1 protein-coding gene is annotated in these 1,290 nt (G+C 27.1%); it reads left to right on the top strand.

Features of this window, described 5'->3' with window-relative positions; genetic code table 11:
- Window positions 1-279: 279 nt before the first annotated feature.
- Window positions 280-1,014 carry a CDP-diacylglycerol--serine O-phosphatidyltransferase gene (gene pssA, locus CN514_RS13375; protein ID WP_098233019.1) on the top strand — a complete coding sequence of 245 codons (735 nt, stop codon included), beginning with the start codon at window positions 280-282 and terminating at the stop codon, window positions 1,012-1,014.
- Window positions 1,015-1,290 lie beyond the last annotated feature (276 nt).

Raw genomic sequence — 1,290 nt, 5'->3', positions numbered from 1 at the left:
TTTTTAATATTTAATTTATTTTTTATTAAATTCCCCCAAATTCCTAGTTCAAATATCATATTTTTTATTAATTTTAGTGTAGTGCAATATGATTGTATTACTATTCACATATTTTATCGGTCCAAAATACGTCAATTTCCAAAGACTTTATGTCGATTCTATAAACATTTTATGAACTTAATTATTAGATTCCACCATTATTACTAAATTTTAGGTTATAATATATCTTATTGAATTTGAACATATTTATTTTTTATATCAATTTTAGGAAGTGAATGTATGATAAGAAAAAGTATTCCAAACCTATTTACTCTAGGGAATTTATATTGTGGGTTTTTATCGATCGGCTTTGCAGCAAAAGGAGAATTTAGAAACGCCGCAATTCTTATTTTAATAGGAATGATGCTCGATAGTATGGACGGTCGAGTTGCTAGAGTTTTAGGCGTCCAATCACAATTAGGAAAAGAACTAGACTCTTTAGCTGATATAGTTACTTTTGGAGTTGCACCTTCCTATTTGGTATATTGTACACAATTTTCAACTGAAGGTATCTTTGGTCTAGCAATTGCTGGTTTATTCCCACTGTTTGGGGCATATAGATTAGCAAGATTTAATGTTACACCGATTTCAACTTCACTAAAATATTTTACTGGAGTACCAATTACAGCAGCTGGTGGTCTTGTTGCCTTTTTAACATTATTTGGAAGTCGAATACCACAAATAGTCATCATAACAGTTTTTGTTGCATTAGCATTCTTAATGGTTAGTAGAATTAAAATTCCAAGCTTTAAAGATATTCCGATTCCTAAATATGCTACAATTATTACGATTTTTTTAGGATACGCATTATATCTAGTATGGCATGCTAAAAAAGAACAATGGCCATTCTTTATTTATTTAGCTATTCCGCTTTATATCTTCTTTATTTTCTTTCAATTCTTTAAAAGTAAGAAGAAACAATCAAGTAATGAAAATAAGAAACCACGTAAATTCCGTTTAAAACGAAAGTCTTAATAAAAAGTATGTTTTGATGTATTTTTTCATCAAAGCATACTTTTTTTTATCTATTTATCCACTTAAATCGCATTTTTCTTGCACATTAATCATTACTGTTCTATAATGACAAAGGATTAAATCGTATTTATTACGATTTTGAATATTTTATTAAATTTATGTACCTAATTGTTTGATAAGAATGATCTTACATTTTTTTTAAAGTATAAAAAGGAATGATTACGAATTAATTAAATTTTTTTAACTTTATTCGTTTATTAACAACCTCATTATAAA

This window comes from Bacillus sp. AFS001701 (assembly GCF_002559405.1).
GTDB lineage: Bacteria > Bacillota > Bacilli > Bacillales > Bacillaceae_G > Gottfriedia.
The sequence above is the reverse complement of the archived record's forward strand: the minus strand, read 5'-3'. Positions and strand labels throughout refer to the sequence as shown.

What these genes read in the sequence shown, in the direction of transcription:
- pssA (WP_098233019.1), top strand. Translation starts at nt 280, where the DNA reads ATGATAAGAAAAAGTATTCCAAACCTATTTACTCTAGGGAATTTATAT.